This window comes from Lentibacillus songyuanensis, from assembly GCF_039548255.1.
GTDB classification, from domain to species: domain Bacteria; phylum Bacillota; class Bacilli; order Bacillales; family Amphibacillaceae; genus Lentibacillus_C; species Lentibacillus_C songyuanensis.
The window spans coordinates 102,192-127,208 of record NZ_JBCLVH010000002.1 but is presented as its reverse complement, the minus strand read 5'-3'; the positions used below and the strand labels follow the sequence as shown (position 1 = coordinate 127,208).

25 protein-coding genes are annotated in these 25,017 nt (G+C 41.4%); 22 read left to right on the top strand and 3 right to left on the bottom strand.

Annotated elements, in window-relative coordinates:
- The first annotated feature begins 118 nt into the window (after positions 1-118).
- The 11 genes from lspA to pyrE all read left to right on the top strand — a co-directional run bounded on the left by lspA (position 119) and on the right by pyrE (position 11,853).
- On the top strand, positions 119-589 hold the full coding sequence (gene lspA, locus WMZ97_RS02630; RefSeq protein ID WP_343270503.1) for a signal peptidase II: 471 nt from the start codon (positions 119-121) through the stop codon (positions 587-589).
- Positions 586-1,497, top strand: coding sequence for an RluA family pseudouridine synthase (locus WMZ97_RS02625; RefSeq protein ID WP_343270502.1), 912 nt, complete (start codon positions 586-588; stop codon positions 1,495-1,497). Before lspA ends, WMZ97_RS02625 begins: the two co-directional genes overlap by 4 nt.
- Positions 1,498-1,664: 167 nt before the next feature.
- Positions 1,665-2,207 (top strand): bifunctional pyr operon transcriptional regulator/uracil phosphoribosyltransferase PyrR, encoded by a 543-nt coding sequence (gene pyrR / locus WMZ97_RS02620; RefSeq protein ID WP_343270501.1) that lies wholly within the window; start codon positions 1,665-1,667, stop codon positions 2,205-2,207.
- A gap of 214 nt (positions 2,208-2,421) precedes the next feature.
- Positions 2,422-3,351 carry an aspartate carbamoyltransferase catalytic subunit gene (locus WMZ97_RS02615; protein WP_343270500.1) on the top strand — a complete coding sequence of 310 codons (930 nt, stop codon included), beginning with the start codon at positions 2,422-2,424 and terminating at the stop codon, positions 3,349-3,351.
- Complete coding sequence (locus tag WMZ97_RS02610) at positions 3,311-4,615, top strand: dihydroorotase (RefSeq protein ID WP_343270499.1); 1,305 nt, start codon at positions 3,311-3,313, stop codon at positions 4,613-4,615. Before WMZ97_RS02615 ends, WMZ97_RS02610 begins: the two co-directional genes overlap by 41 nt.
- The gene (locus WMZ97_RS02605) at positions 4,587-5,687 is read left to right on the top strand and encodes a carbamoyl phosphate synthase small subunit (protein WP_343270498.1); all 1,101 of its coding nucleotides are present in this window, start codon (positions 4,587-4,589) and stop codon (positions 5,685-5,687) included. The genes WMZ97_RS02610 and WMZ97_RS02605 overlap by 29 nt, the downstream gene beginning before the upstream one ends.
- Positions 5,680-8,880: a carbamoyl-phosphate synthase large subunit gene (gene carB / locus WMZ97_RS02600; protein ID WP_343270497.1), complete on the top strand. Its 3,201-nt coding sequence runs from the start codon at positions 5,680-5,682 to the stop codon at positions 8,878-8,880. The genes WMZ97_RS02605 and carB overlap by 8 nt, the downstream gene beginning before the upstream one ends.
- On the top strand, positions 8,877-9,632 hold the full coding sequence (locus WMZ97_RS02595) for a dihydroorotate dehydrogenase electron transfer subunit (protein WP_343270496.1): 756 nt from the start codon (positions 8,877-8,879) through the stop codon (positions 9,630-9,632). The genes carB and WMZ97_RS02595 overlap by 4 nt, the downstream gene beginning before the upstream one ends.
- On the top strand, positions 9,629-10,546 hold the full coding sequence (locus WMZ97_RS02590) for a dihydroorotate dehydrogenase (RefSeq protein WP_343270495.1): 918 nt from the start codon (positions 9,629-9,631) through the stop codon (positions 10,544-10,546). The genes WMZ97_RS02595 and WMZ97_RS02590 overlap by 4 nt, the downstream gene beginning before the upstream one ends.
- Positions 10,539-11,255, top strand: coding sequence for an orotidine-5'-phosphate decarboxylase (pyrF, locus tag WMZ97_RS02585; RefSeq protein WP_343270494.1), 717 nt, complete (start codon positions 10,539-10,541; stop codon positions 11,253-11,255). Before WMZ97_RS02590 ends, pyrF begins: the two co-directional genes overlap by 8 nt.
- Positions 11,239-11,853 carry an orotate phosphoribosyltransferase gene (pyrE, locus tag WMZ97_RS02580; RefSeq protein ID WP_343270493.1) on the top strand — a complete coding sequence of 205 codons (615 nt, stop codon included), beginning with the start codon at positions 11,239-11,241 and terminating at the stop codon, positions 11,851-11,853. The genes pyrF and pyrE overlap by 17 nt, the downstream gene beginning before the upstream one ends.
- Before the next feature lie 42 nt (positions 11,854-11,895).
- Here pyrE and WMZ97_RS02575 read toward each other — a convergent pair whose 3' ends face one another.
- Positions 11,896-12,243, bottom strand: coding sequence for a helix-turn-helix domain-containing protein (locus WMZ97_RS02575; RefSeq protein ID WP_343270492.1), 348 nt, complete (start codon positions 12,241-12,243; stop codon positions 11,896-11,898).
- A gap of 362 nt (positions 12,244-12,605) precedes the next feature.
- Between WMZ97_RS02575 and WMZ97_RS02570 the strand changes: the two genes are divergently transcribed.
- The 4 genes from WMZ97_RS02570 to WMZ97_RS02555 all read left to right on the top strand — a co-directional run bounded on the left by WMZ97_RS02570 (position 12,606) and on the right by WMZ97_RS02555 (position 15,479).
- Entirely contained in the window at positions 12,606-13,208 is a 603-nt protein-coding gene (locus tag WMZ97_RS02570; RefSeq protein ID WP_343270491.1) for a CalY family protein, read from the top strand.
- Between the two features lie 136 nt (positions 13,209-13,344).
- Positions 13,345-14,193: an amyloid fiber anchoring/assembly protein TapA gene (tapA, locus tag WMZ97_RS02565; protein ID WP_343270490.1), complete on the top strand. Its 849-nt coding sequence runs from the start codon at positions 13,345-13,347 to the stop codon at positions 14,191-14,193.
- Positions 14,186-14,785, top strand: a complete 600-nt coding sequence (gene sipW, locus WMZ97_RS02560) for a signal peptidase I SipW (protein ID WP_343270489.1) — start codon at positions 14,186-14,188, stop codon at positions 14,783-14,785. Before tapA ends, sipW begins: the two co-directional genes overlap by 8 nt.
- Before the next feature lie 37 nt (positions 14,786-14,822).
- Positions 14,823-15,479, top strand: coding sequence for a TasA family protein (locus WMZ97_RS02555; RefSeq protein WP_343270488.1), 657 nt, complete (start codon positions 14,823-14,825; stop codon positions 15,477-15,479).
- Between the two features lie 36 nt (positions 15,480-15,515).
- Here the strand turns inward: WMZ97_RS02555 and WMZ97_RS02550 are convergent, their stop codons facing one another.
- The gene (locus WMZ97_RS02550; protein WP_343270487.1) at positions 15,516-16,289 is read right to left on the bottom strand and encodes a class I SAM-dependent methyltransferase; all 774 of its coding nucleotides are present in this window, start codon (positions 16,287-16,289) and stop codon (positions 15,516-15,518) included.
- Between the two features lie 320 nt (positions 16,290-16,609).
- Here WMZ97_RS02550 and WMZ97_RS02545 point away from each other — a divergent pair, with 320 nt between their 5' ends.
- Positions 16,610-17,470 carry a LysR family transcriptional regulator gene (locus WMZ97_RS02545; RefSeq protein WP_343270486.1) on the top strand — a complete coding sequence of 287 codons (861 nt, stop codon included), beginning with the start codon at positions 16,610-16,612 and terminating at the stop codon, positions 17,468-17,470.
- Positions 17,471-17,547: 77 nt separating this feature from the next.
- Positions 17,548-17,970: an organic hydroperoxide resistance protein gene (locus tag WMZ97_RS02540; RefSeq protein WP_343270789.1), complete on the top strand. Its 423-nt coding sequence runs from the start codon at positions 17,548-17,550 to the stop codon at positions 17,968-17,970.
- A 39-nt stretch (positions 17,971-18,009) separates the two neighbouring features.
- Here WMZ97_RS02540 and WMZ97_RS02535 read toward each other — a convergent pair whose 3' ends face one another.
- Positions 18,010-19,725 carry an Rqc2 family fibronectin-binding protein gene (locus WMZ97_RS02535; RefSeq protein WP_343270485.1) on the bottom strand — a complete coding sequence of 572 codons (1,716 nt, stop codon included), beginning with the start codon at positions 19,723-19,725 and terminating at the stop codon, positions 18,010-18,012.
- A gap of 162 nt (positions 19,726-19,887) precedes the next feature.
- On the opposite strand from WMZ97_RS02535, the gene WMZ97_RS02530 reads away from it, so the two are divergent.
- The 5 genes from WMZ97_RS02530 (at position 19,888) to rpoZ (ending at position 24,893) form a co-directional block, all read left to right on the top strand.
- On the top strand, positions 19,888-22,539 hold the full coding sequence (locus WMZ97_RS02530; protein ID WP_343270484.1) for a calcium-translocating P-type ATPase, SERCA-type: 2,652 nt from the start codon (positions 19,888-19,890) through the stop codon (positions 22,537-22,539).
- An 86-nt stretch (positions 22,540-22,625) separates the two neighbouring features.
- Positions 22,626-23,507: a YicC/YloC family endoribonuclease gene (locus WMZ97_RS02525; protein WP_343270483.1), complete on the top strand. Its 882-nt coding sequence runs from the start codon at positions 22,626-22,628 to the stop codon at positions 23,505-23,507.
- Between the two features lie 118 nt (positions 23,508-23,625).
- On the top strand, positions 23,626-23,886 hold the full coding sequence (remA, locus tag WMZ97_RS02520) for an extracellular matrix/biofilm regulator RemA (RefSeq protein WP_269409293.1): 261 nt from the start codon (positions 23,626-23,628) through the stop codon (positions 23,884-23,886).
- A 174-nt stretch (positions 23,887-24,060) separates the two neighbouring features.
- Complete coding sequence (gmk, locus tag WMZ97_RS02515; RefSeq protein WP_343270482.1) at positions 24,061-24,675, top strand: guanylate kinase; 615 nt, start codon at positions 24,061-24,063, stop codon at positions 24,673-24,675.
- A gap of 2 nt (positions 24,676-24,677) precedes the next feature.
- Positions 24,678-24,893, top strand: a complete 216-nt coding sequence (gene rpoZ, locus WMZ97_RS02510; protein WP_343270481.1) for a DNA-directed RNA polymerase subunit omega — start codon at positions 24,678-24,680, stop codon at positions 24,891-24,893.
- Positions 24,894-25,017 lie beyond the last annotated feature (124 nt).

The window sequence follows — 25,017 nt, the reverse complement described above, 5'->3', positions numbered from 1 at the left end:
GAATGCTGGTTATGAATCAGCATTCTTTCTTTTTTCATAACTTGATAAGCAGATTCACATCATTTATGGTAAAATGCAAAGGAAGCGTTTGTAAGAATCGAATCGGAGGATAACAATTATGTATTGGTATTATCTTATTGCACTTGTTGTCATTGGGCTGGATCAGCTGACCAAATGGCTAATTGTAAAAAATATGGAATTGTACGAGCAAGTTCCGGTAATCGAGAATTTTTTCTACATAACCTCACATCGGAACACAGGAGCAGCTTGGGGGATTTTACAGGACCAAATGACATTTTTTTACATTATCACAGCTGTTGTCGTTGTCGGCTTGGTCTTTTATATGCAAAAGTACGGTAAAAACAGCCCACTGCTTGCGGTATCGCTAAGTTTAATTTTGGGTGGAGCCATCGGAAATTTTATTGATCGGATTTTTCGGCAAGAGGTTGTAGATTTTCTTGACTTTATTATTATCCGTTATGATTTTCCTATATTTAATGTGGCAGATTCCTGCCTGTGTATTGGCGTAATTCTTGTGTTAATCGCGACATTTATGGATGAGAAAAAGAAGGGAAAGACAGCTAAATGACTTCACAGCAGCATGAAGTACAAAATGAAGAAAATAAGATGCGCATTGATAAATTATTAGCAGAATTAAACCCGGAGCAATCGCGCTCACAGGTACAACTCTGGATTAACCAGGGGGTTGTAACGGTTAATAATAAAATAATCAAGGCGAATTATAAATGTCAAACGGGTGATCATGTCGCATGGTCGATCCCTGAAACAAAGGCCTTGGACGTTACCCCGGAGGATATCCCTTTGGACATCGTTTATGAAGACCAAGATGTGGTGGTTGTCAATAAATCAAAAGGCATGGTTGTTCATCCAGCTGCCGGACATGCTGGGGGGACCCTTGTTAATGCGTTATTGTATCATTGCGACGATTTGTCAGGAATTAATGGAATCGAGCGGCCAGGAATCGTGCATCGTATTGACAAAGATACCAGTGGTTTATTAGTGGTTGCGAAAAATGATCAGGCCCATGCTTCACTTGTTGAACAGTTGCAGGCAAAAGAGGTAGAACGAAAATATGAAGCGGTTGTGCATGGAATCATTGAGCATGATAAAGGGGTAATTGATGCACCGATTGGCAGAGATCCAAAGGATAGGCAAAAAATGGGGATTGTCGAACAGGGAAAGCCTGCTGTAACCCATTTTAACGTACTGAAACGTTATGCGCGTTTTACACATGTTGAATGCCAACTGGAAACAGGGCGGACCCATCAAATTCGGGTCCACATGCGCTATATTGGCTTCCCGCTTGTTGGCGATCCAAAATATGGACCACGTAAGACACTTGATATTGGCGGTCAAGCACTTCATGCCAAGGTGCTCGGTTTTACCCATCCGCGTTCAAAAGAATGGCTGCGGTTTGAAATAGAAGCACCGGCAGAATTTCAAGAACTATTGCAGCAAATTAAAAAAATGTATTGACAGACAGGTACGGGTTTGAAATAATGAGTACAATCAAATAGGAACCTTTAAGAAGTAGTCCAGTGAGGCTAAAAAGGAAACGTTATTGGTGGAATAAGCCAAGTATGCTGTAAAATCCCTTTTTTCTTCATGGAAAAAGGGATTTGTTATGTTTAGGGGGTACTGAGATGAAGAAGAAAACCGAATTGCTCGATCAGCCAGCGATCAATCGGGCATTGACCCGGATTGCCCATGAAATTGTGGAGAAGAATAAAGGTGGGGACAATCTGGTGCTTGTCGGTATTAAAACGAGAGGGGCTCCACTTGCCAGCCGGCTACAGGAAAAGATTAAACAAATCGAAGCGATCACGGTTCCGATTGGCGAACTGGATATCACGCTATACCGGGATGATTTGAAAAAAGCCGTGGAAAATGATGAACCAGAATTAAAGGATACCAATATCGAGGTTGATCTTACCGGTAAAAACGTAATCTTGATTGATGATGTGCTGTATACAGGAAGGACAGTGCGCGCCGCGATGGAAGCAGTCATCGATTTAGGCAGACCAGCGAACATTCAGCTAGCCGTACTAATTGATCGCGGACACAGAGAACTGCCGATTCGCGCTGATTACGTTGGCAAAAACATTCCGACATCGGATAAGGAAATTATTGTTGTTGAGCTGAAGGAAACGGATGAAATGGAGCAAGTATCGATTTTTGAAAAGTAAATAGTAAGACCTTTAAGTAAATCCAGAGAGATTTATAAGGTCGCCTAAGAAAACGTGTATGGGAAGCAGGTTTGTGAAGAAAGTTGATTGTCAATCGACTGATTTCTGACCGCTAACCTTTTGTGTAAACCACACCTCTTTGCGATCTTAGCAAAGGGGTGTTTTTTTGAAATTAAATATATCTAAGCGTTCAAAAACAAAAGGAGGAGATCACATGAAAAACTTTGTATCGGTAAACCAGGTGTCTACAGAAGAGATATTTTCCGTGATAGAAATGGCTGAAGCGTTTCGCAAGGGCGCGATTCAAAATGTAAATCACCAATTGTTTGCAGCAAATTTATTCTATGAACCAAGCACGAGAACGAAGATGAGCTTTATCGTTGCCCAGAAAAAGCTGGGAATGGAAGTGTTGGATTTTCATAGTGAAACATCAAGCGTTCGTAAAGGTGAAACATTGTATGACACAGCAAAGACGTACGAAGCAATTGGTGCGAATATGCTGGTTGTCCGCCACCAGGAAGACACTTGGTATGATGAACTCCTGTCAGGAATAGAGATTCCAATCGTCAATGCTGGTGCAGGGAAAGGAGAGCACCCAACCCAGTGTATGCTGGACTTAATGACCATTTATCAGGAATATGGCACGTTTACCGGCCTTAACATAGTGATTGCCGGTGATATTAAACATAGCAGGGTCGCCCACTCGAATGCCTATGCACTGAAACGTCTTGGTGCGAACGTTTATTTTTCCGGGGCACTTGAATTTGCCGATACATCCCTGGACTTTCCATATATCTCGATGGATGAAGCAGTAGAAACATGTGATGTACTGATGTTATTGCGGATTCAGCATGAGCGTCATCAGTCAACCTATACAGAAGAAAAGGGTGCCTATCTTGACAAGCACGGATTAACGACCGAACGAGAACGGCATATGAAAAAGGAAGCAATTGTGATGCATCCTGCACCAATCAATCGCGGTGTGGAGATTGATACAAGTTTAGTAGAATGCCGGCGATCCCGTATTTTTAAGCAAATGAAAAATGGAATGTATATCCGCATGGCAATTATCGCCAACATTTTAGCAGAATGGGGGTTTATCCATGATTTTACTAAAGCACGCAAAACGGCTGTTGCCAACTAATGAACTAGTCGATTGTGACGTACGGATTGATAACGGACGGATTATGGAAATCAAACCGGAAATTATTCGCGAAACAGAACAAATCATTGATTGCGAGGGACACTTGCTTCTTCCAGGGTTTATCGATGTCCATGTTCATTTGCGCGAACCAGGCGGAGAACATAAGGAAACGATCCAAACAGGTGCGATGGCAGCAGCCAGAGGAGGTTTTACAACGATCTGTGCGATGCCAAATACCAAGCCGGTACCCGACAGCCCGCAAAATTTACAGGCACTTCAAGCGAAAATAAAACAAGATGCGGCAATTCGTGTGTTACCATATGCCTCCATTACAAATGGGTTAAACGGAGAAAGTTTAACACGGATTCATGAGCTTGCCCATTTAGGCGCATTTGCCTTTACGGATGACGGTGTTGGCATTCAAACAGCAGATCAGATGCTTAAAGCGATGCATAAGGCTGCTGCTTGTAACAAGCCAATTGTTGCCCATTGTGAGGATAATTCCCTCGTTTATCAAGGGGTTGTCCACGATGGTGAGGTTAGTAAACGTCTTGGTTTACCAGGCATTACGTCATTAAGTGAATCCGTACAGATTGCTCGTGATGTATTACTGGCAGAAGCTGCAGGTTGTCATTATCATGTCTGCCATGTCAGTACGAAAGAATCGGTTCGGGTAATTCGGGATGCCAAAAAAGCGGGAATCCATGTGACAGCAGAAGTGACACCGCATCATTTGCTGTTAAATGAAACAGATATACCAGACGATCATGCGAATTTTAAAATGAATCCGCCATTGCGAGCGAAAGCAGATCAGCAAGCATTAATCAATGGACTGCTTGATGGAACGATTGATTTGATCGCAACCGATCACGCACCACACACAGAAGATGAAAAAACACAGGGATTTCTTCAGGCACCTTTTGGAATTGTCGGCTTGGAAACTGCTTTTTCATTATTATATACAAACTTTGTTAAGACAAACGTGTGTACCTTAGTCCAATTAATAGACTGGTTAACGATTAAGCCTGCACAAGCTTTTGGGCTGCCATATGGTCGGTTAGAAGAAGGAGCAATAGCTGATCTGACTCTAGTTGATCTGGAAAAGGGATCTCAAATTAATAAGGATCAATTTGCATCTAAAGGAAAAAATACCCCATTTCATGGCTGGAAGGTGACTGGCGAACCAATCATGACCATTGCTGAAGGGAAGCTCGTTTACAAGGAGGAGATCGAGAATGAAGCGTCAACTCGTGCTGGAAGATAGTTCAGTGTTTATTGGGGAAGCATTTGGCAGTGAGACAACATGTATGGGGGAGGTTGTTTTTCATACAGCAATGACCGGCTATCAGGAGATTATTACCGATCCATCCTCCTGTGGGCAATTAGTTATGATGACGAATCCATCGGTTGGCAGTTATGGGCTGAATCAGGATGATATGGAAGCAGTCATACCATTTATCCATGGGTTGATTGTAAAGGATTGGGAGGAATACCCATCCAATTTCCGCAGTGCAGAAACGTTAAGCAGTTTTTTACAAGCAAATAACATTCCGGGGATTTCAGGGATCGATACGAGAAAGCTTACCAAAGTTATTTGTGAAAAAGGTTCAATGAAAGGATGTATTACCTCTGTTATCGAACCAGTTGAAGCGGTTGTCGACCGATTACGGCAAACTCCTGAGCCAGCTAATGTGGTTAACCGAACATCTGTGGAACGTGCCTATATTGTCCCTGGCAGGGGAAAGCGCATTGTGTTAGTAGATTTTGGCATGAAGCATGGAATTTTACGTGAACTTACCAAACGGGATTGCCATGTTACAGTTGTTCCGTATAACTATAAATCGGAGGATATTTTACGGTTGAATCCGGATGGTATTCTATTAACAAACGGTCCAGGGGATCCAAAGAAACTTCCGGAAGCAATAGAACTGGTTAAAAACATGTTGGGAATTTCCCCCTTATTTGGGATAGGACTTGGTCATCAACTACTTGCTTTAGCATGTGGCGCCAATACAGAAAAAATGAAGTACGGACATCATGGTACTAACCAGCCTGTAAAGGATTTGGTAACAGGGAAAACGCTTATTACCTCGCAAAATCATAGCTTTGATGTCACACATGAATCATTAGGTAAAACAAATCTGACCTTAACACAAATAGCTTTAAATGATAATAGTGTGGAAGGAATTAGACATACGGTGTACCCGGCGTTTGCAGTGCAGTATCAACCAGAAGGATCTCCAGGTCCGGAAGATGCTAATTACTTGTTTGATGAATTCCTGCAAATGATCAGCGACACGAAAGCAACAAGGAAAGAGGAGGAAACCCATGCCTAAAAACACATCGATTAAAAAAATACTCGTCATTGGATCCGGTCCGATTGTCATTGGGCAGGCTGCTGAATTTGATTATTCCGGGACACAGGGTTGCCAAGCGTTAAAGGAAGAAGGGTATACGGTCATTTTAGCCAATTCAAATCCGGCCACTATTATGACCGATCATACTATAGCAGATAAAGTGTACATGGAACCACTAACAATCGAATTTTTATGTAAAATTATCCGCAAAGAACAACCGGATGCGATACTGCCAACGCTGGGAGGACAAACAGGATTAAATCTGGCTGTTGAACTGGAAGCTACCGGGATTCTTCATGAATATAATGTGCAATTACTTGGAACATCTTTATCCGCTATTCAACAGGCGGAAGACCGGGAGAAATTCCGCACATTGATGCGGGAACTAAAGGAACCCGTCCCAGATAGCCAAATTGTTCATTCCGTTAAGGAGGCATGGCAATTTGCCGAGCAGATTGGTTTTCCGTTGATTGTTCGACCGGCATATACATTAGGGGGAACCGGCGGCGGAATGTGCTATGACTTAAGCGAGCTAAAGGAAATTACGCGAAACGGACTGGCACTTTCACCAGTAAAACAATGTTTAATCGAAAAGAATATTGCCGGATTTAAAGAAATCGAGTATGAAGTGATCCGAGACGCCAAGGATCAGGCAATTGTTGTGTGTAACATGGAAAACGTGGATCCGGTGGGAATTCATACAGGGGATTCCATTGTTGTAGCGCCATCGCAAACGTTAAGTGACCGGGAATGTCAGTTACTGAGGAATGCATCCTTAAAAATTATTCGCGCGCTGGAGATTGAGGGCGGCTGTAATGTCCAGCTTGCTTTAGATCCGGATAGTTTTCAATACTATATTATCGAAGTCAATCCACGCGTCAGCCGTTCATCAGCGCTTGCATCGAAGGCAACTGGTTATCCAATTGCGAAAATGGCTGCAAAAATTGCTGTTGGTTTAACACTTGATGAGATGGTAAATCCGATCACCGGTAATACGTATGCATGTTTCGAACCTGCACTCGACTATGTGGTGACGAAAATTCCCCGTTTTCCATTCGATAAATTTGTTGCCGGTGACCGCAGACTGGGAACACAGATGAAGGCAACGGGAGAAGTGATGGCACTCGGGCGTAATTTTGGAGAGTCATTGTTAAAGGGAGTTCGATCACTGGATATTGGCACCGAAACACTTGGCTTAACAAGTCTAATCACCTTATCGCTGGATGAACTGAAGAGAAGACTTCTAAAAGCAGATGATGAACGATTATTCGTGCTAGCTGAAGTCTTCCGTCGTGGAATGTCAATTGATGAGGTTTTTCAATTAACGAAAATCGACTTCTACTTTTTAAGGAAACTAGCCGAATTAATAGAACTGGAACATATGTTAAAAGAAAATAAATACGCTCAAGAAGTATTAGCTAAAGCGAAAATGGTAGGCTTATCTGATGCACATGTGGCTGAGCTTTGGGATGTGACGATGGATGATGTCTATCAGTTCCGTATGGAAAATACAATCAAACCCGTTTACAAAATGGTTGATACATGTGCAGCTGAATTTGAATCGGCAACTCCGTATTTTTACAGCACGTATGAAGAAGAGAATGAATCGATTCCATCTGACCGCAAGAAAGTTCTTGTTCTTGGATCCGGTCCAATCCGAATTGGACAGGGAATAGAGTTCGATTATGCAACGGTTCATTCGGTGCTGGCCATCCAAGAAATGGGTTATGAAGCAATCATTATCAATAATAACCCGGAAACTGTTTCAACCGATTTTAGTATTTCTGACAAACTCTATTTCGAACCACTGACATTAGAAGATGTCATGCATGTGATCGATCTGGAACAGCCTGAAGGGGTAGTCGTTCAATTTGGCGGGCAAACAGCAATTAATCTGGCAGCAGGATTAAAACATCGTGGAGTGAAAATTTTAGGAACCAGCCTTGAAGCGATTGATAAAGCGGAGGACCGGGATAAATTCGAACAGCTATTAAACGATTTGAATATATGCAGACCAAAGGGACGATCGGTACGGAAATTAAATGAGGTTAAAGAAGTTGCGAATGAAATTGGTTATCCAGTACTTATCCGCCCATCTTATGTTATTGGTGGCAGCAGAATGGAGATTGTCTATGATGATGATGAATTAAATGCCTACTTGGCAAAATCACATGATACAGAAAACCAGCATCCGATTTTAATTGATCAATATATCACCGGAATAGAAATAGAAGTGGACGCCTTTAGTGATGGAAAAACAGTTGTTGTTCCGGGCATCATGGAGCATATTGAACGCGCTGGTGTCCATTCCGGTGACTCGATTGCGGTATATCCGCCACAGCGGATCAGTGAACAGGTGAAGCAGGAATGTATGGAACAAACATTAAAAATTGCCCGCAAATTAAAGGTAAACGGACTCATTAATATCCAATTTATCATTCAGAATGATGATGTCTTTATTTTAGAAGTAAACCCTAGGGCAAGCCGGACGATTCCATTTTTAAGCAAAATGACCGGAGTTACGATGGCAAACATTGCAACACGCTGCATTTTAGGAGAAACACTTGCCAGTATGGGCTATGAATCTGGCATTCTTCAAGAACAGGATACGGTTTCCGTAAAAGTTCCCGTCTTCTCATTTGCAAAATTACGCAGTGTGGATACGATTCTTGGACCGGAAATGAAATCAACCGGTGAAGCTATCGGACATGACAAGACACTGGAAAAGGCATTGTATAAAGGGTTAATCGCATCGGGACTTACCGTGCCACAAGAGGGGGCGGCTCTATTAACAGTAGCCGATAAAGATAAGACTGAGACGCTGGCAATCGCCAAATGGTTTCATCAGCTAGGATTTCAGTTATATGCGACAAAAGGTACAGGGGAGTGTGTTAAACAGGAAGGAATTCCGGTTACCATTGTTGGCAAAATCGGCTCAGACGAACCAAACGTTTTATCGATTATTGAAAATGGCAGTGTGCAATTTGTCGTTAATACATTGACTTCCGGCAAAAAGCCAAGATCCGATGGTTTCATGATCCGCCGCAAATCAGTTGAACATGGAATTACCTGTCTGACTAGCCTTGATACGGCAAGTGCCATTTTACATGTGATTGACTCCACGTCCTTCAGTGCTCAACCAATCACAAGCAAAAAGGCTGTGTTAGCATGATGAAGCAAGTGAATCTAATCATCGAGTCGATTACCACGATTGCACTTGATACAATAGAAATAACGTTTAAAAATGCATATGTAGCACAGACTGCGAAACCTGGCCAATTCCTGCATCTACAGATTGACGGATATACATTGCGTAGACCAATCTCGATTGCCGAAATTGATCGTGAACATGACCTTATTACCGTGTTGTGTAAAAAATTCGGCGAGGGGACGAAAAAACTGGGAACTTATCAGACGGGGATGATGATGAATGCAATTGGACCGAATGGAAATGGATTTTCCTTCGAAGACCTATCCTTAAAAACGGCACTATTAGTCGGTGGGGGAATTGGTGTCCCTCCACTTTATCACCTGGCAAAAGAACTGAAAAAGAATGGAATACATGTTATTACCGTTCTTGGCTTTCAGACCAAGGAACATATTTTTTATGAGAAAAAATTTGCTGCGCTTGGCGAGACGTATGTCGTAACCGATGATGGCAGCTATGGCAAGAAAGGGTTTGTCACAACTGTACTTGATCAAGTTGGCGAATTCGATCACTACTTTTCCTGTGGGCCGATTCCAATGTTGCAAGCAATCAGGGAAAAACTTACACATAAACCAGGCTCTATTTCCTTGGAAGAACGTATGGGCTGCGGGATTGGAGCGTGCTTTGCCTGTGTCATTCCAACCGACGATGCTGGTGGATATAAAAAGATTTGCCAGGATGGACCAGTGTTTGCAGCAGGTGAGGTGATACTATGACCAACTTAGCGGTTGCCTTACCGGGACTAGTCTTAAAGAATCCAATTATGCCTGCGTCCGGCTGTTTCGGATTTGGCCGAGAATACAGTCAGTTCTATGATTTGGGCAAACTTGGTGCTGTCATCATGAAAGCAGCAACACCACACCCACGATTAGGTAACAGTACACCGCGTGTTGCTGAAACAGCATCAGGCATGTTGAATGCAATCGGCCTCCAAAATCCTGGTGTGGAAAAAATAATCGAAAACGAGATCCCATTTCTAGCTAAGTACCATATTCCAGTTATTGCTAATATTGCTGGCAGTACGTTGGATGACTATGTTACCGTTGCGAAGGCGTTTAATGGAACGAATGTCAGTGCACTGGAGCTAAATATTTCCTGTCCGAATGTAAAAGAAGGCGGGATGCAATTTGGTATGGATCCCAAAATGGCTTCCTATGTCACGGAGGCAGTAAAAACTGCTTGCAATCTACCAGTCTATGTGAAGCTATCTCCAAACGTAGCGGATATCGTTTCGATGGCGCGAGCGGTGGAAATGGCCGGTGCAGATGGGCTGTCGATGATTAACACGTTAACAGGTATGCAAATTAATTTAAAAAGTAAACGGCCATTATTGGCAAATAAAACGGGCGGACTTTCTGGTCAAGCCATCAAACCGATTGCGATTCGTATGATTTATGAGGTGAAACAACACGTCTCGATTCCTATCATTGGCATGGGCGGCATTGCAACAGCTAAGGATGTAATTGAATGCTTACTGGCAGGGGCAAGCGCTGTTGCGATTGGAACAGCAAACTTCCAGAACCCATTTGTCTGTTCGGAAATAATTGATGCATTACCGGGTGTGTTGCGACAATACGGATTTGATTCAGCCGAGGAAGCTATTGGAAAGGGGCATGAGGAACATGAATAAAGGCGTATATATGGCGCTTGATTTTCCAACTTGGGATGAAGCGAAAAGTTTTATTGACGGTCACGAATTAAACGGTGTTCCCGTTAAATTGGGGATGGAATTATTTTACCGGGAAGGTCCGCGTGTCATCGAACAGTTAAAGCAGGATAACCATGAAATTTTTCTAGACTTAAAACTGCACGACATTCCAACAACCGTGATGAAGACCATGAAAAATTTGGCACAGTTGGAAGTAGACATGGTGAACGTGCATGCACTTGGCGGTAGTGAGATGATTAAACAGGCCAAAGAGGGACTGCAAGCTGGATCGTCTGCAAATCATGAAACAGCATTAATTGCGGTCACGATTTTAACGTCGATGGATCAAGCCGTTTTAAATCACGAATTGCACATGCCGGGAAATGTGCAAGAGAATGCGGTTCATTTTGCCGAATTTGCCTATCAGAATGGTGCTGATGGTGTGGTTTGTTCCGTCCATGAAGCAAGACAGGTTAAAGATGCATGCGGTCCCTCCTTTGTAACGGTAACGCCAGGGATCCGCCTGCAGGAGTCCAATGTAAACGATCAAAAACGTGTTGCATCACCAGCATTCGCCAAGGAAAATGGTGCAGATATATTAGTAGTTGGCCGAACAGTGTCCCAAGCAGAAAATCCAAAAGCAGCATACAGAAAAGTTTTGGAGGAATTTGGATATGGAACTAACGAGTAACATTGCCAGAGATTTATTGGATATTGAAGCAGTGCAAATTAGACCCAACGATTATTTCACTTGGACTTCCGGAATTAAATCACCCATATACTGTGATAATCGGTTGACTATGTCGTATCCAGAAGTACGCAATAAGATTACTGAAGCGTTTGTCCATCTCATTGAACAGATGGATGAAAAGCCCGATGTAATTGCCGGTTGTGCGACTGCTGGTATTCCACAAGCTGGTTGGGTTGCGGATAAATTGAATTTGCCGATGGTCTATGTGCGTTCAAAGCCAAAAGGGCATGGGAAAGGCAATCAAATCGAAGGGCAAATAAAGGCTGGACAGAAAATAGTTGTCATTGAGGACCTTATTTCAACGGGTGGATCATCCATTGAAGCGGCAAAAGCACTGGAAAATGAAGGGGCAAATGTGTTACGTGTTCTGGCGATATTTACGTATGGTTTAAGAAAGTCCGCTGAACGGTTTGCCGAAGCTGGATTAACTCATCAGACAATAACGAACTATGATGAATTGCTGCAATTACTTGTGGAAGATAGCACATTGACTAATGCGGAGAAACAACAATTGGAAGATTGGCGTAATGCACTTTAGATGAAAATGACCACCATAAGGGTGGTCATTCTTGATTTTTCTTTATTTTTTGTTGGTAATCTGCCAGTTTTTGAACTTCATAAATTCACGAAATTCACTCAGGTCTCCTTTACTAATTCCTTCCTCACCGACCACAAGTTTGAACAGATCCATGAACTCATGATGAAGATCATCTGAATTATTATTTTCCTTCCTCTTAGTTTCCAGCAGATTGTCAAGTGAAACATTTAGTGTATTAGCAACTTTTTCAAGGGTTTGCAATGATGGATTCTCCCGCAAATCCCGCTCCAGGTAGCTTAAATATGACTTTGAAACTCCGGCTTCTTTTGCGAGTCTAGTTAGTGAATATCCCCTTTCTTGCCTAAGCTTTTTTAATTTTCCCCCAATCATAGGCATAGTCTCCTTATTGATTTGTATATAAAAATTGTTCTTTGTTCATTATAAAGTACATTTAGTTCTTTAAAAAGTTTAGAAATTGTACGTAAAAAGAAGATATAACGAGATAACGAACGCATTTTGTTCTTAATAATGTAAAAACGGCCGAATTTGCGCTTTTGCAAAATGAGACTAATGTCATATACTCAGAATCGTAGGTTCTTGATAAAGAACAAAAATACATAAAGCCTAGCGCTAAAAGAGGAGGGAGAAAATGAATTAAGTTTTATATTATTGTTCTTTATTAAGAATATAACGGATTTTTGTCTCTAGCGTAGGAGTCCAAAAAAATTATTCATTACAGGGAGGAAACGAGAATGGGAATTAAAAAGAAATTGGGAATGGGTATTGCAACTGGAGCACTGGCTGTGAGTTTGATTGGTGGAGGAACTTTTGCTTATTTTAATGATACTGAAACGACGAATAATGCATTTGCCGCCGGTACATTAGATTTATCGGTAAAACCTACAACAATTATTGACGTGGATAATTTGAAGCCAGGGGATTGGATGAATCGTACGTTCAAGCTAAAAAATGATGGCTCATTAGATATTTCGAAAGTACTTCTAACTACAGACTATAATGTAATCGATAAGAAGGGAGATAATACAGAAGATTTTGCTGAGCACATTAAGGTTAATTTCCTACAAAACATAGATAAAAGTGGAATTATTCAACCCAATGACATCATCTATTCAACAAAGCTTGCAGATTTAAAAGGAACGGCACCTGATGCAGTACAAAAGAAAATCTGGTCGGTGTTTGGTGAAAAAAGTGGGCTAAAAGCTGGGACCTCTGATAATTTCTACGTCCAATTTGAATTTGTCAATAATGGGAAGGATCAAAATGAATTCCAAGGGGATAAGTTGGAACTCGAATGGACCTTTGATGCTAAACAAACAAAAGGTGAATCAAGATAAATTAGTAAGGTGGATAGGGAGGGTGCATAACCTCCCTATTTTATAAATACATACAAATAGTAGTTCAAAATGTCTTTGCGTGTATTTATAAAATTCCATAGTAAGTTTGAAAAATGGGGGGGGATTTTTCTTGCGTATGAGTCGTCTACATAAGTTTAAAAAGCCAAAAAAGTTAATGATGACGATGAAACTAATGGCCGTATTTTATTTAATCATTTTTACAAGCAGTTATTTAACCTCTGGCACAAAAGCGTATTTTAACAATCAAGCAATGGATAAACCAGTAATTCAGGTGGGAGAATGGTGGGATCAAAGCGATTTGGATTTTACCGGAAAATCGCCACAAAAAGTGAAGTCCTGTTCACCAACTAATATCACTGTCCAATTGAAAAACAACGGATTTACCATGATTGGAACAACTGAATATGAAGTTTATTACACGAAAAAGGGTAACCCCCGAAAAGATGGAAAGGAAGTTACGAAAGGCTCTATCAATCCGATAAAAGAAGGCGAAACAACCAGTTTATCAATCCATGTTAAAAATCCAGGTTCTTACATATTTAAAGTCTTTCAACGGCCTGGGTATAAAGATAACGATGATTCAAGACATGCTATTTGGAGTAAAACAGTAACCGTAAAGTGTGTCGAGGATAAAATGGAAGAGAAACAGACGGATTCGACAACGAAAGAAAAAGATCAGCAAAAGCACAAAACAGATACTTCGGCAAATAAACCAAAAACTGAAAACGCCAATGGTAACAAATCCAAAGCTGACCAAAAAGAATCGGAACAAATAAATGGCCAAGAAAAACAACAGGCGGAGAAAAACTCCTCAGATCCCGATAACAAGACGGAGGAAAAAGAAGATAATAAGAAAATCGCAGATGAGGAATCATCCGAAGCAACCATAAAAAAGCCAAAAGAGCAATCAAATACGAAAGAAATGCAGCCTGGAAAAGACGGAAAGGATGAGACAGATGAATAAAACAGTAGGCAAAAAAATATGGAAATGGATGAACCACTTGATTACAATCATTCTTTTTGCCTTATTAATTGGAATGTTATCAATAGTAATTATTTCAAAGGCATCTGGAGGAGAACCGGAAATTCTGGGCTATCAATTAAAGACAGTTTTGTCTGGATCAATGGAGCCTGGTATCAAGACAGGATCTATTATTGCGGTTAAACCTGGAGGAGACATGGGTCGGTTTAAAAAGGGTGATGTGATTACCTTTATGGCTGACGAGGAGACATTGATTACCCACCGGATTGTCGATGTGACAAAAAGTGGGGATGGCAATATTTATCAAACAAAAGGGGATAACAATAATGCGCCAGATCTCGAGCCGGTTTTAGCTGAAAATGTGAAAGCAGAATATAGCGGCTTTACAATCCCATATATTGGCTATTTTATTCACTTTGCCCAATCTAAAAATGGTGCATTTCTATTGCTGGTACCAGGGATCTTATTGCTAGGATATGCGATATTCACTATTTGGAAGGCCTTGTCCGAGATCGAGAACCCAACCCGTAAAAAACAAGAACAATTGGAGGAGCAAGCAGAGGCTTCTAATTAGAAAATCAGACAGAAGCCGATAAGGGAGTGGATAGCTGTTGAAACGAATACAAATATTAGTTATCGCTGTAATTGTTATGATATGTGCGTTTGTTCTTCCTTGTATGACCGTCTACGGATCAGAGGATTCATCTTCAGAGATTGATATCGGAATACAACCACGTTCCTATTTATTTGATATAGATAACATGAAGCCAGGTGACTGGGCTTCAAGATCCATTGATATCCAAAATAATGGGCTGCAAGATTTTAACTATACAACAACGGTAAAAAACACAAAAGGATCAGTTAAATTATTTAATCAGCTCATGTTAGAAGTTCATGATACGAAGGGAGAATTGTATCATGGGAAGTTGGTTGATTTTAACAGTCTATCTTCAAGGTTCTTGGCAGCATCGGATGAAGAAACATTAGACTTTACCATTCATTTTCCTGAAACACTGGGAAATGACTATCAAGGTCTTCAAACAGCATTCATAATTAATTTTGTTGCTGAAGGAAAATATAATCAATCAGATGCAGTTACCAGCCAAGGGTTTATTGGCGGAAATGGCCCCCCAGCAGATGGGTCGACATTACCCAATACGGCAACAAACATGTTCATTTATCTATTGGCAGGAGGGGGACTTCTTTTTGTTGGCGGTTCACTGTTAATCTGTCAAAAGGTGAGACATATTCATAAAGATCAAGTATAAGAAGAATCCATAACAAGGAAAGCGAACAGTACTCCATTACTGTTCGTTTTCCTGTTTACACAATACCATCCACTCATCAATCGCAAAAGATTGGATATGCCCTTTCTTGATATCTATTTGAAAATAGTTGCGAATATATTTCATTGCATTCATTAAATAGTTTTCCACATGCTGGACTTCTGCTTTTGTAGCTAGCGTCCGTTTCGCCCATTCCTGAAATGGCAAGGTTTTCTTACGTGAGGTTTGCTTGATCATCCGCATGGGCTGGTGTTCAAACATATTCTTCCATTCTGCAATCGAGCGTGCACGAACATGGCTTGGATCACGCATTTTTTCAAAGGTATTGTAAAAATGATCCAAAGTTGGCTCGTTCGGTGCAACGTTATCGATCAACAAGAACTTCCCCGCCGGCGTGAGTACGCGTGCAACTTCGGCTAGAAACGCTTTCGGATTTGGAAAGTGATGTGCGGCAATCCGACACGTAACGATGTCAAACGTATCGTTTTCAAAAGGCAAATCCTCGGCATCCGCAACCGTAAAGGTAATATTATTGTATGCTTGTAAATGGGATGCAGTATTTGTGAGCATTGCTTCTGTTAAATCCGTAGCAGTCACTTTGGCTACATAAGGGGACAAGTGTTTTGCAACATGCCCGCCACCTGTTGCAATATCAAGCACGTTCATTTCTGATGCAGGCTCAAGCCAGTTAATCATTTCCTGTAAATCTTGTTTGTTTGCATGGGTAGAGCTGGTAATATAGGATGCTTTGTTTTTAGAAAAAATTTGTTTCACGATATCTTTTTCATCCATATGATACCCTCCTCTTTCATTCTTGTTACAACTAGCATATGATTTTTAATGCAATAAGTAAAATATTGATTTATAATCGAAGGTAATAATAAATAATTATCCCGCTTTAACGGGCAGTAAGACTCCCACTTCAAGATTTTGAAGTGGAACGAAAAAAGAAAAGTGGGGTAAAGGTCCGATTCTGATCAACTAACATTCAGCGGGGGAGAAAGGGCAGGATAGGAACGCCACGTCCTGTGGCGACGCCTGCACTAGCACGTCTGAGTGCGTCGAAAACTCCCGCTGAATGAAGTTTCACTTTATCCTTTGGAGGTATCAAGATGAGAATTGAGGATTACGATTTACTACTAAAACTACATCAAATCGGCACCATTCGCAAAACGGCTAAAGTTATTCTAATTTCACAGCCGGCTGTAACGCAAAGGCTCAAATATATAGAAGAATATTTCGGGGAGACGATCTTTATCCGTACATCCAAAAGTCTTGTGCCAACCCCGGCCGGGGAGTTAATTCTGGCGCATGCGAAAAACGTGGTGGAAGCGGAGAAACAATTTAAAAATGAATTGACACAGTCTAGTGATGATGTGCAGGGAACGTTATCGATTGCTTGTTCTTCCCTGATCAGTCAACGCTTTTTGCCCGCAATTTTAGCGGAATATACACGAATCTACCCCAAAGTTGCGATTGATCTGGTTACTGGTTTAAGTGAAGCAATAAAGCGTGACCACAAAAACTATCATGTATGTATTATTCGAGGCGAAAAGTTAAAGGGAACAACATGTCAACGTTTGTTTGACGACCCGCTTTACATTTTTGATACGGAAGAATTTCCTGATAATCATTTAAAAGAGCGACCGCTGATTTCATTTAAAAGTGATGATAGTATGCATGAAGCCGTTGATAACTGGCTTTATCACCATCAGGATAAGATCAAACCAGTAAAGACGATGACGGTGGATCAAATTGAAACGTGTAAACATTTTATGAAAGAAGGGTTAGGGATGGCCGTGCTTCCCGGGAGTGTGGCTGACAATTTGATGGATGAATATCCGCATATTCATCTAACATTGAACGGAAAAAGTGTCACCAGAGATACATGGATCTGTTATCAAGATGGTACACGAAAACTCCCTCAGGTGGACCGATTTATTTCTTTAATCAGTGAAAAAACATTTGTATAAGGTTTAATAGCTTGGACAATGAGGAACAGATAACTGTAAGGTGATGGTTAAGACATTAAAATGAGGAGTGTTCAATGATGAGTAATGTTATATTTACATCAAGTGCAACCGCCAAAAACGGGCGCGATGGACATGTGAAGTCAAGTGATGGCTTAATTGATCTTAATCTAGTTAATCCGGCAACTAATAAAGAAGCTAAAGGCTCGAATCCGGAACAGCTATTTGCGGCGGCTTATTCTGCTTGTTTCGATGGGGCGCTAAATCTGGTTGCATCCAAGCAAAATAAGAAAATTGATTCTGAAACTACTGCAGATGTTAGCTTTTGCAAGGATCCGGAAGATAATGGCTTTAAAATTGCTGTTACAATGAATGTGAAAATTAAAGGCGTCAATCCTGAAGATGCCCAGCAGCTTGTTGAAGATGCTCATCAAGCGTGTCCATATTCAAAAGCTACACGGGGAAATATTGATGTGACATTAAATCCGGAAGCTGTTGAATAAATACTAAGATGGTAGAAAAACGGATGATTACTCTAATAATCATCCGTTTTTCTTTTTCCGCAAATGGTCAATTACGGTCTTATCAGGAGTTACAAACAACGTCTTCTGCTTATCATACGTTACATAACCCGGTTTCGCTCCATTTGGCTTTTTCACATGCCGAATTGTTGTATAATCAACAGGTACAGATGAAGAACTTTGCGATTTGCTAAAGTATGCAGCGATTTGTGCCGCTTCAAGTAACGTATCCTCGCTCGGCTCCCGATCGCGAATGATCACATGCGAGCCGGGGATATCCTTCGTATGCAGCCAAATATCGTCGCGATGCGCTAACTTCGTGGTTACATATTCATTTTGTTTATTATTTTTACCGACCAGGATAGGTGTCCCGTCTGAAGATTGGTATTCCTCAGGCTGCGGTTTTTTGGGCTTGTTCGATTTTTTATGCTGCCGTTGTCTTTTCAAATACCCTTCCTCACGTAACTCATCACGAATTTCTTCAATATCCGCCTCACGAGCAGTATCAATCTGTTGCAGCAGTCCATCCAAGTAAGCAATTTCGTCGTTTGTTTTCGCAATTTCCTTTTCAACCATTTGTTTTGATGTTTTTAATTTTTGATATGTCTTAAAAAAGCTTTGCGCATTTTCACTTGGCGTTTTATTTGGATGAAGATCAATCGTTATTTCCGTTTGTTCAGGATCGTAATAATCAGTCACGGAAACGTGAGAATCTCCTAATTTAACTAAATGCATATTTGCGGTTAGCAGTTCACCAAGCCGTTGGTAAGTTGCTGCATTTTCTGCCTTCTTCAATGTTTGTGCATGCTTTTTTAATTTCCGTTCATTTTTGTCTTTTTCATTTTTAATGATTCGATACAAATCCTTGGCCCGCTGTTTTACACGATCGCGTTCGGCTTTACCGGAGTAAAAAGCATCAAGCATCTGGTTCGTAGTGGTAAACGTTTCCTGTTGCGTTTTGTAGAGCGTGATTGGCACAACATGGAAATCCTCTTTTTTACCATGATAGATGGCCGGTGTGTAGCGATTATCTCGAATTATATCTTGTATTTCTGTGAATCGGCCCAAATAGGTGTTTACAGAACCTAGCTTGGCCCGATGAACTAATTCGTTGGCAAGCAATGGTGAAAAGCCAACGAGTACTTGAACGATCTGTTTTTCCAGCTTCCCGGCATTAAAGTCCAGTTTCTTGATAAAATCCTCACCGCTTATTTCAAGCGGATTTATCTTATCCTGGGTCGGTGGCAGTTTGTACAGCTGCCCGGGAAGAATGGTCCGGTAACTATTTTGTGCGGACGAGACGTGTTTTAGACTATCAATAATATGTCCCTTTTCTTGATCGACTAGCATGACGTTACTATGTTTCCCCATCAGCTCCATAATCAGGGTCTTATAGGCAATATCCCCGATTTCATTACGTGTTTTAAAGGTGAATGTGACAATCCGTTCCATGCCATCTTGTTCAATGGATTCAAGTGTTGCTCCTGTTAAATGCTTACGTAGCAGCATACAAAACATCGGAGGTTCTTTTGGATTGGTATAATCATCGGCAGTTACATGTAATCTGGCATAGGTTGGATGAATAGATAATAATAATGCATGATTTTTCCCTTGGCTGCGTATGGTGAGCACAAGTTCTGTCTCGGTTGGCTGATAGATTTTAGCTACCCTTCCCGGTATGGTACATGTTTTTAATTCTTCTGTTACGGCTCTTGTTACAATTCCATCAAATGGCATTCGATCACCTCAATAAGTTATTATAGCATGTTTCGGGACAAGTCTGCATAGAAATGAATATGGGTTGATGTGAAGCCTTTTAAAGGATGCTAGCAACATGTAAAAAGTACGTATCATATTTTTTAGGAAAAACATATGCAGGTGAATGTGGAGGTTGTTACGATGAAATGGTATCAGTTAGATGTAGATCAAGTTGGAAAGCACGTAAATGTAATAATTGATAAAGGTTTACCTGTAAAGCAAGTTGACGAGCGCCGGCAAAAATTCGGTCCCAATGTTTTACAAGAGGAGCAGCGTACATCCAAGCTGTTGTTATTGTTAAAACAATTCCAGGACTTTATGGTTATTGTCTTACTCGCTGCAACCTTAATTGCTGGATTATTAGGCGAATTTGTCGATGCCATTGCCATCATGGTCATTGTCCTTGTCAATGGATTGATTGGTTTTTTTCAGGAACAAAAGGCGGAAAATTCGCTTGCCAAATTAAAAGAACTGTCAGCACCGGTTGCCACTGTTCTGCGCGATGGGGAGTGGGTCCGCATCGCGTCACAGGAAATTGTGGTTGGTGATGTTATCCGCTTGTCAAGTGGGGATCGGGTGCCAGCTGATGTAAGGATTATTAAGTCAGCAAGTATGGAAACGGAAGAGTCTGCACTCACTGGTGAATCACTGCCAGTCACAAAGCATGCACAAACGTTGATGCAGGATCATTTGGACCCTCAGGATCAACGCAATATAGCATTTATGGGAACCCTTGTCACTAGGGGACATGCGACTGGAATTGTAGTTGGGACAGGCATGAATACGGTGATGGGGCAAATCGCTTCTCTAATGGTAAAGACGAAGAAAATAGCTACGCCACTGGAAAATAAGCTGGCTGAACTAGGTAAAATATTGATATTTGTTGCATTAGCACTAACCGCATTGGTCGTTATTATTGGTGTCTATCACGGACACCCCCTCTATAATATGTTTTTAGCTGGTGTTTCCCTGGCTGTTGCAGCAATTCCAGAGGGTCTTCCTGCTATCGTAACGGTTGCCCTTTCCTTAGGGGTTCAGCGAATGATTCGTAAAAAGGCTATTGTTCGCAAATTGTCGGCGGTTGAAACGTTAGGTTGTGCTTCGGTTATTTGTTCGGATAAAACAGGTACAATGACAGAAAACCAAATGACCGTAAAATCTATTTTCTTAAATGGCCGCCACCTGTATGTGACCGGGGACGGGTACGACATACAGGGAGAATTCTTCCTTGATCAATCGAAAGTCGATGACACATTCCCGAATTTAGCCTCCATGCTCAGCTATGGAGCGTTGTGTAATCATGCTGACTTACGGGTCAAAAAAGGAAAATATTATGTGGACGGGGATCCAACAGATGGTGCTTTACTGGTTGCAGCTCGAAAAATGGGTCTAAAACCGGAACAGGATAATTTCAAGATAATTAAGGAAATCCCATTTGATTCGGAACGTAAACGCATGAGTGTCATTGTCGAGGATAAAAACAATCGTCAATTTATTATTACCAAAGGGGCACCAGATGTATTACTTCCACGCGCATCGTTTGTTCTGGGAAAAGACGGTAAACGATTACTGAAACAAAAAGACCAGCAGCAGTTTGAGATGGCGATCAACGATATGGCTAAACAGGCACTTCGAACGATCGCAATTGGGATCAAGCCGTTAACCAAGCAGGACATAACGGATACTGCTTTTATCGAAAACGAATTAACCTTGATTGGATTATATGGCATGATTGATCCACCACGAAAAGAAGTGAAACAGGCGATTGCTGAGTGCCGGGATGCGGGGATCAAGACAGTGATGATAACTGGGGATCATGTAAAAACGGCAAAAGCCATTGCAGAAAACTTGCAGTTACTTCCAGCGAATGGCCTTGTCCTTGATGGAACCCAGTTAAATCAAATGTCGACAGAAGAATTGCGTGATATCATTGACCAGGTGTATGTTTTTGCCCGGGTCACACCAGAGCATAAGTTAAAAATCGTTGAAGCGTTTCAGGAAAAAGGACATATCGTGGCGATGACGGGTGATGGAGTAAACGATGCTCCAGCTATTAAAGCAAGCAACATTGGGATTAGTATGGGACAAGCCGGCACTGATGTGACCAAGGAAGCATCCTCGTTAATTTTGATGGATGATAATTTTGCGACCATTAAAGCAGCAATCCAAGAAGGTCGTAATATTTATGAGAACATTCGTAAGTTTATTCGTTACTTGCTTGCTTCCAACGTTGGTGAGATTCTCGTTATGTTTTTTGCGATGCTGCTTGCCTTGCCACTACCCCTTGTTCCTGTACAAATATTGTGGGTAAACCTAGTTACGGATGGACTGCCCGCGATGGCCCTTGGATTGGATAAGCCGGAACAAGATGTCATGCGGCATGCACCACGAAACCCAAGGGAGGGTGTGTTTGCCAGGGGGCTTGGTTTTAAAATTATTTCTAGGGGTATCTTGATTGGTGTGGTAACCCTGATTGCGTTTATGGTTACCTACCATAATAATTCAGGTCAACTTGTTCATGGCCAAACCGTTGCGTTTACAACTCTGGTTATGGCGCAGTTGATTCATGTTTTTGATTGTCGCAGCGAAAACTCGGTGTTTGCTCGGAATCCATTTGAAAATATCTATTTAGTATTGGCTGTCCTTTCTTCCTTGTTGCTGCTGCTTGTTGTCATTTATTTAGAACCTTTACAGCCTATATTCCATACCATTGCGCTTGGACTAAATGATTGGCTGCTGATTATTTTTCTCAGTTTTTTGCCGACGGTATTATTCGGATTCACCAAAAAGTAACGATGTAAAACCTTCATCATTTCAGATGGAGGTTTTATTTTTTCACTTCGATTGTTATAATAAATGGATGGATTGGATGTGATCGTATGGTAAGAAGTATGACGGGGTATGGTAGAAGTGTTCTTCAGCTCGAGAGTACGGTCGTTACAATTGAGATTAAAAGCGTCAATCATCGTTTTCTGGATGTCCAGCTGAAGATTCCACAAACCTTTTTATTCTTGGAGGAAAAATTGAAGGAAACCATTCGTACATATTTTGCCCGGGGGCGAATTGAACTCATACTTAACATTGGCGGGACGGGTGCTATTGGGAAAACCTTGGAAACAGATTGGAAGTTATTGGATCAGTATATGGAACAGCTCAAGCAAATTAAAACGCGCTATCAGCTATCAGACGAAATTCCGATGAGCCTGTTGCTATCCATACCGGAGTTGTTTTCGGTCCAGCAAACAACGGAGAATTCCAGTCTCTTATTGGAAAAAATAGAAACATGTACTGAAAAAGCTTGCTTAGAGCTTTTGGCAATGCGAGAAGCGGAGGGTGAAAAACTGTTTGCTGATATTATGGAGCGGATGCATGGCGTCAAGGAATTAGTTGGGTCATTGCAGACACGAAGAGGACGAGTGACGGATGCTTATCGTGAACGGATTCAGCAGCGGATTGAAGCCTATATCAATAATAAGATTGAGACAGACAATAGCCGGATGTACCAGGAAATTGCGTTGTTGGCGGAAAAAGGTGATATTACTGAAGAGGTCACCAGATTGTTTAGTCACATGAACCACTTCTTTACGACGATCGAACGTGAAACAGAAATAGGTAGACGATTAGATTTTATCCTGCAAGAGATGCAGCGGGAAACAAATACGATTGGCGCCAAGTCCACAGACCCGAAAATCAGTGAATGGGTAGTATCAATCAAGAGCGAATTGGAGAAAATGAAAGAACAAATTCAAAATATAGAGTAATCGCTTGTATTTTGCCCTCCATTATCCCTATACTAGTTATATTATACAAAAATTGTTCCGGATTGGATCAATTTCATGCGAGAAGACAAGATGGAGAACTGCTGAAGGGGGAACCAGTTTGAATTTACGTTTAATTAATATTGGATTTGGAAATGTTGTCTCGGCTAACCGGATTATCTCGATTGTATCGCCAGAGTCCGCGCCGATCAAGCGAATTATTACCGTAGCCCGGGATAACAACAAACTAGTAGATGCAACATATGGACGCAGAACAAGAGCTGTTATCATAACGGATAGTGACCATGTTGTATTATCCGCGGTCCAGCCGGAAACAGTAGGTCAGCGAGTGCTGAGCCATGAAGAAGATTCAGATGAATAAAGTGGAACTTCATTCAGTGAGGGTTCCTACCTCCTCCACTGAATGTTAGTTTGAACAGAATCGGACCTTAACGGGGCAGTTGATCCCCCTACTTATCTTTTTGGGATCTACCTGAAAACTTTGAAGTGGGGTTTTACTGCCTGTTAGCGGGATAAAATAGGAGGTTACGGAGTTTTGATAGAAGAGAAAGGGATTTTGTTTGTTCTCTCGGGACCATCTGGTGTTGGGAAAGGTACAGTAAGAAAGCAATTATTTCAACATGATACCGAATTAAGATACTCTATTTCCATGACAACCAGAGAAAAACGCCCTGGCGAAACGAATGGGGTTGATTATTTTTATAAAACAAATGCTGAATTTGAAGCATTAATTCGTCAAAATCAACTACTGGAATATGCAAAATACGTTAACAACTATTATGGAACACCACGCGCATATGTGGAAGAAACACTGGACGCGGGACATGATGTTTTCTTGGAAATAGAAGTTCAGGGAGCATTACAGGTGAAGGAAAATTTCCCAGAAGGGGTGTTCATTTTTCTATTTCCGCCAAGCTTGGAAGAATTGAAGAATCGCATTGTTAGCCGTGGAACAGAGACGGAAGAACTCGTATTAAACCGGTTGAAAGCGGCACGCGATGAAATTGAAATGATGGATGCCTATGATTATGTCGTCGTCAATGACCAGGTTGATCATGCGGTAAGGAAAATAAAGGCAATTATTCAGAGCGAGCATTTGAGGCGGGAACGAATTGAGAAACAATATAAGCAATTATTGGAGGATGATTGAGCATGATGTTAGACCCATCAATTGATGCACTGCAGGAGAAAATTCGATCAAAATATACACTGGTTATCCTTTCAGCAAGACGTGCCAGAGAAATGCGTCATAATGCAGACTGCCAAGTGGAAAACCCGAAATCGGATAAATTTGTTGGCATGGCGCTGGAAGAAATACAAGCCGGTAAGTTAACTGTAAAAGAAACGGAAGAAACCGTCACTGAGTAAAGTGAAACTTCATCAGTGGGGCACTTTTTCCCCGATGAAATAGAAGATCAAGGGCTAAAGACGCAACGTCCTGTTCTTTGTGACCTGCTTGCATACCCGAACTTTTACGGGAAGTTAAACTCCT